The organism is Nostoc sp. JL31 (assembly GCF_017114965.1).
Classification (GTDB): domain Bacteria; phylum Cyanobacteriota; class Cyanobacteriia; order Cyanobacteriales; family Nostocaceae; genus Nostoc; species Nostoc punctiforme_A.
Window position 1 is genome coordinate 1 of the sequence record NZ_JABXKO010000056.1, and the last position, 5,869, is coordinate 5,869.

The 5,869-nt window shown below is 43.8% G+C and carries 4 protein-coding genes and 2 pseudogenes; 1 reads left to right on the plus strand and 5 read right to left on the minus strand.

Annotation, left to right across the window (positions count from 1 at the left end; translation table 11 throughout):
- Window positions 1-51 precede the first annotated feature (51 nt).
- The 4 genes and pseudogenes from HWQ43_RS13975 to HWQ43_RS13985 form a co-directional block, all read right to left on the minus strand.
- Window positions 52-444 (minus strand): annotated as a pseudogene (locus HWQ43_RS13975) (fructosamine kinase family protein); the annotation flags it as partial.
- A gap of 133 nt (window positions 445-577) precedes the next feature.
- Window positions 578-1,867 (minus strand): pitrilysin family protein, encoded by a 1,290-nt coding sequence (locus HWQ43_RS13980; protein ID WP_292734454.1) that lies wholly within the window; start codon window positions 1,865-1,867, stop codon window positions 578-580.
- A 518-nt stretch (window positions 1,868-2,385) separates the two neighbouring features.
- Window positions 2,386-2,604, minus strand: a pseudogene (locus HWQ43_RS33760) (DUF3011 domain-containing protein); the annotation flags it as partial.
- 148 nt (window positions 2,605-2,752) lie between these two features.
- On the minus strand, window positions 2,753-2,992 hold the full coding sequence (locus HWQ43_RS13985; protein ID WP_292734458.1) for a hypothetical protein: 240 nt from the start codon (window positions 2,990-2,992) through the stop codon (window positions 2,753-2,755).
- Between the two features lie 2 nt (window positions 2,993-2,994).
- On the opposite strand from HWQ43_RS13985, the gene HWQ43_RS13990 reads away from it, so the two are divergent.
- Window positions 2,995-3,288, plus strand: coding sequence for a hypothetical protein (locus tag HWQ43_RS13990; protein WP_292734461.1), 294 nt, complete (start codon window positions 2,995-2,997; stop codon window positions 3,286-3,288).
- A 288-nt stretch (window positions 3,289-3,576) separates the two neighbouring features.
- Here HWQ43_RS13990 and aspS read toward each other — a convergent pair whose 3' ends face one another.
- A complete protein-coding gene (gene aspS / locus HWQ43_RS13995; RefSeq protein ID WP_292734464.1) occupies window positions 3,577-5,364 on the minus strand; it encodes an aspartate--tRNA ligase in 1,788 nt (595 codons plus the stop codon).
- Window positions 5,365-5,869: the final 505 nt, after the last annotated feature.

Here is a 5,869-nt window from a genome sequence, read left to right on the forward strand (position 1 = left end):
TCACGTCCGGTTTTGAAGACGAGCGGTTCTCGTGAGGGAATCGTTTAGTTCAACGGTATTGTTAATTTTCCAACCAAAACCTTGACTGCTGCTAGCTTTATGCATCGCTGCTAACTTGCGCCCCATTTCTTGCCATGAATTGCTGTTACCGCTACCAAGTTCCAACCATTCCAGAACGATGTAGCTAGAATTATCAGCAGTACCCCAGCAAATTGGTTTAGGGATGCGAATACTAGCTGTTGCTAGCATTTCCTTTAAACCCAATGCCTCAGCTTCAAACATCGCAACTTGGGATGCCAGGTTTTGCTTGACGAAGTAGGTTATCTTACCATTAGAGACAGCATAACCTTGGTTGATGCACCCGCCACCAACCGATCGCCGTTGCTGACTCTGAAATTTTTCGCCAGTCACCTGACTAATATGGGTGTCGATTTGAGTCCACATGATTAAATTGGGGAGTGGGGGATGAGGGAGCAGGGGGAGCAGGGGAGGCAGGGGAGGCAGGGGAGGAATAATTAATTATTGATTGATTAATTACCAATGCCCAATGCCCTATTCCCAATTTTTAATTTTTAATTTACGGCTTAACAAAAACTACACCATAAGCATCTGGAGATAGATACTCTTTGGCTGCTTGCATCAAGTCTGTTGCATCTTGGCTCTGAATTATCGCCGGGTAGTTAAAGGCGGGTTCCAAATCTCCCACCAAAGACTGATAATAACCATACAACCCAGAGCGATCGCTTGGTGTTTCGTTGCCAAAAACATATCTGTTAGCTACTCGCCGCCGCACACGGGCAATTTCGGATTCTGTTACCAACTCTGTTTGTAGTTTGCCAATGTGTTGAGCGATCGCATTCTCTACAACTGGTAAATTTTCTACTGCACATTTGGCTGAAATATAAAATATCCCTTGTAGCTCGTTGCTCATGTTGCTCACAGAAATTGAAGAAACTAATCCCCGTTCTTCCCGTAAATCTCTCACCAGTCTTGATGTCAGTCCGTGTCCCAAAATTCCTGCTAAAATATCCAATCCATAGGTACGATCTAACTGAGTCATTCCTGGAACTCGCCAAACCATTACTAGCCTTGCTTGTTGCAGACTTTCATCGATAAATTCTCGACGGACAATTTCTGTAAATGGTGATTCAGGATTCAGTGGGGAGTCGGCAGAGACGCGATTAATCCCATCTCTACTTGGCTGGGGAGTAGCTTTTGTAAATCCTTCTGCAACAGTTGCAATTAATTCTTCTACTGGCAAATTGCCCACAGCCACAGCCGTAATTGACTGAGGTTGATACCAATTAGCATGAAAATCTCGCATCTGCTGGGGTTTTAGTCCGGCAATCACCGATTCTGGCCCCAATACTGCACGGCGATAGGGCAGATAATCAAAGGCTGTCTCCATCGCCCGTCTATATGTACGCCGTTGGGGATTATCTTCTGAACGCCTAATTTCTTCTAAAACTACCAATCGCTCACGTTCAAAGGCATCATCAGGAATACTCGCATTCGATACTACATCTATTTGTAGTGGCGCAAGCTCGGCAAAATCTTTAGGGGCAGTAGTTATATAGTAATGAGTATAGTCTTGGCTAGTAGCGGCATTGGTAACAGCACCCCGTTCTTCAATTCGACGTTCAAATTCGCCGCTAGCCAGTCGTTCTGTTCCTTTAAAAATCATGTGTTCTAAAAAGTGAGCCATGCCGTTAATGGCATCAGGTTCTACAGCAGAGCCAACTTTTATCCACAAGTTGAGGTTTACGGCTTCAACTGGCATTTGCTCGGCAATGATTGTCAAACCATTGGGCAACTTGTGCAGCGTCGGAGCATTGAGACGGGGAAATTTCCGCAGGGTTGAGGTCATTGCTACTTGTGTGTGAGGAGCGATATTACTTCTTTATCTTATCTGCGACTATAAAATAAGCACTGCGATCGCTTCTCCTATCAAAGACGCTTCTCTATGAGAGGCTCCGCCAGCGCGATCGCAAATGGCTTGCCATTAGGATGCCCGTTCGCCTAGCGTCTTCTGTCGGAGAAGGGCTGTAGAGCGATCGCATTAGCAAGAGACACAAAGAAGACTTGACATTTGGGCATCTGCCTTAATTTGACGCTAATGGCGAGAAGCCCACCTCACAAGAAGTAGTTGAGTATTTTTTTATTTGTCAATCCCAAAAGAATGTTAGAAAAGTCAAAATACAGCAGAATTCAGGAGTCAGAATTCAGAAGTAAGTTTCTTAATTTCTGCTTAACTATATTAATGCAATACCCAGTCTCCTATCTGTCATATCTGTCGTTTCTATTATCTCTGTCATATCTGTCGTTTCTGCGATCGCCAACTGAAAACTCAGCTCGGCAACCATTTTTCACCCAAATACGATTTCTCCGATAGCCCCAATTTCCTCTACAACTGCTGTTAGACAATTGCCTAACAAGCCTCACTCTACCTCTTGCATTTACCGAACAAGTATTCCTTCGATTGTTTTGGCTTGAACAAGTTATTATCTCTTGAGCCGAAGCTGGGGCAGCAATACTCAAAAGTGTACCTATACTAAGACTAGCGGCCAGAAAGGTCGCAGCAATTGTGGGAAGGCGCATAATCATAATAAAATGCTAGATTTCTTCCAAATCTTAGAAACAAAAACTATAGTAATTCTAGCAAACTGCATTCAGAGCCAATGAATAAATTAGATTAAATGCAAAAAATATTTGCACTCCGAACTTCATCAAATACAACAGTTCCATCAAGCACTTAACCTTTGCAAGGGTTTTTATTGAGCTTTTTTAAATGTTCAATCCTGCAACAACCCCACTTCCAATGCCATTGATAGTCTTTAGTCAAAGGATAATAAATAGCCCATTGGCTTCCGTTTGGTGCTGAAGATAAAAAAGTAATTACAGCCTGTTGCTCACCAAAGTTACAGGTACTAGAATTGGTATTATTTGTATCTTTGTTGTCTTTAAAAGCTGTTGAAAATACTAAAGAATACAATAATGGAGTTGCTAATTTCTATTGAAGTTGAGGTTGAGCTTGTGATGCACCATTCTCGTCATTTGCGGAACATTGTAGTCAAGCGTCTTGAGTTACCGGGTTTGAGTTTTAGGGTGACTCCAGATTCCACAATTGGCGGTTATCCAATCGAAGCACTCGATATCCCACCAAGGGCAAGTCATCCAGATGGGGAACCTCGCTATGACCTGCTGAACTTCCAGCTAAAGACTAAGTTAGACTGTTCTCATTTCCACCGTGGGCAGAAAGTTTTGGTTGAGAAGCTTCAGGTTGAGTAGTTTGAGATGGTTGAAAGCGATCGCTATTTTTGGTTGGTTCTTCTCTTTCAGTCCCCTCTAATATGATGTTGTCTTCCCATCAGCAGTTTTGATGGCGACCCATTCATGCAGTGGATAATGGACTTTCGCCGTTGGATTATACAGGTAGTACTCCAACCCAAAGAGCGCAAAGGGTTTGCTTTGCTTTCAAAACACTGGGTGATAGAGCGCACCTTGGGTTGGCTTGTTTGGTATTGGCAATGAAACAAACGATGTTGCTGTTGATGCCGCCTAATTGGATAAAGTCGGTTAAGACTTTGGTTTATAAGTCGAAGCAACGTGTAATTCTTTCAACTGTTTAGCATCTACACTCGAAGGCGCATCTGTTAACAAACAACGTGCTTGTTGTGTCTTGGGAAAAGCAATTACATCCCGAATGGATTCTTCTCCAGCTAGCAACATTACCAAACGATCTAAACCGTAGGCGATGCCACCATGCGGCGGTGTACCATATTCAAATGCTTCTAAGAGAAAGCCAAATTTATTTTGTGCTTCTTCAGGAGATAAACCGATCGCTTCAAATACTTGCTGTTGAATTTCTCGCTGATAAATCCGCAGACTTCCGCCGCCAACTTCTACGCCGTTGAGTACCAAGTCGTAAGCTTGGGCGCGTGCAGTTTTTAAATCGCTCAAATCATCAGGATGCGGTGCTGTAAACGGGTGGTGCAGTGCTTCTAGACGTTTTTCGTCAGCATTCCACTCGAACATCGGGAAATCTGTAATCCACAGCAAGTTGATTTTTTCGGGATCGATTAAGTTAAATTCTTTAGCGATCGCTTGTCGTAATCTATCTAAAGTTTTATTAACTGTAGCAGCATCACCAGCCCCAAACAACAGCAAATGTCCAGCTTTTGCACCTGTACGGCGTAAAATTTCTTGTTTTTGTTCTTCGCTTAAGTTGTCTTTAATCGCCCCAATGGTGTCAATTTCGCCATCATCCCTGACGCGGATAAAAGCTAAACCTTTAGCACCGGCTTCGCTGGCTTCTTTAAATAAGTCGCCACCTGGTTTAATGCGGACATTAGAAATTACATCGTTACCGTTGGGAATGGGGAGGATTTTGACGATACCACCATTGGTAACAGTGTCCCGAAAGACTTTGAAACCAGAGTCTTTCACGATATCTGAGACATCAACTAATTCCAAACCATAGCGTGTATCTGGTTTATCACTACCGTAGCGTTCCATCCCCTCGGCATAAGTAAGACGGGGGAAAGGACGCTGTAACTCAATGCCTTTAACTGTTTTGAAGATATGGCAAACTAAATTCTCGTTTAGTTCGATAATTTCTTCTTGGGACATGAAGCTCATTTCCATGTCCAACTGGGTGAATTCTGGTTGTCTATCGGCGCGTAAGTCTTCGTCACGAAAGCAACGGGCAATCTGATAATATCTATCTAAGCCGGATACCATCAGCAATTGTTTAAATAGCTGGGGTGATTGGGGCAAAGCGTACCACTCACCAGGATTGACGCGACTGGGTAGAACGTAATCCCGCGCCCCTTCTGGGGTAGAACGGGTAAGAATTGGGGTTTCGACTTCGATAAAACCTTCCAAATCTTCTAGATAACGACGCATGGCTTTGACAATTTGATGACGCAGTTGCAAATTTTGCGCCATCCGTTCGCGTCGCAAATCCAAATAACGATATTTCAGCCGTAAGTCTTCCCGCACTGTCTCGGTGTCAGCTACAGAAACTTGGAAAGGTAACTGTTTACGGACAGCATTGAGTAGTTCAATTTTATCGGCGTAAATTTCCACCTCGCCTGTGGGGATGCGGGTATTCAACGATTCTTCGGGACGTTGTGTTACCCTACCAGTGATTTTGACAACATATTCATTTCGCAGGGCGTTCGCCTGTTCGTAAGAATCTGGGGTGCGTTGCGGATCGCTGACGATTTGGACAATTCCAGAGCGATCGCGTAAATCTAAAAATATCACACCACCATGATCGCGGCGACGGTCTACCCATCCGTAAAAGGTAACAGTTTCTCCAATATGTTCTTTTCGGAGTTCGCCGCAATAGTGAGTTCGCATAAGTCTTAGTTATTGTTTCCGGGCTAGATTGGCAAGAAAATGTCAAAGCCTTCCCATTATCTAGCATCAATAGTAATTGTAGTAGTTCTGGTGAAAGAAAAAATCAAATAATCTCACACTACTATATATATACAGCAGTTTTCTTTTGGAGGCAGGGGGCAGAAATTCTTTACATCTGACTTGGATGTACTGTGACGCAGATATCTAGCTTTGTTTCAGGGGACAGTGATGTTGTTGGTGATGTCTCTTTTACTAGCGATCGCACGCTTTACAGCAGTTTTCATCTATTTGAACCACACCTGTCGTAGGGGCGCAAGTTCTTGCGCCCCTAGCACGTGGTCTATTTACTATTTTGGTTGATTAGGACGGTTTCCTTGGGGAAAGGCTCCACCATCGCCAGGAGGATGAGGTGGAACACCTAGCGCGTCGATCAACTGTTGTTCGGTGACACCTAACTTTGTTGCCGCAGCTTTCAAATCAGGTCTGTGTGGGCGTTGACTGCGAT

Coding starts and splice junctions, on each gene's coding strand:
- HWQ43_RS13980 (WP_292734454.1), bottom strand. CDS start 1,867: ATGACCTCAACCCTGCGGAAATTTCCCCGTCTCAATGCTCCGACGCTG.
- HWQ43_RS13990 (WP_292734461.1), top strand. CDS start 2,995: ATGGAGTTGCTAATTTCTATTGAAGTTGAGGTTGAGCTTGTGATGCAC.
- aspS (WP_292734464.1), bottom strand. CDS start 5,364: ATGCGAACTCACTATTGCGGCGAACTCCGAAAAGAACATATTGGAGAA.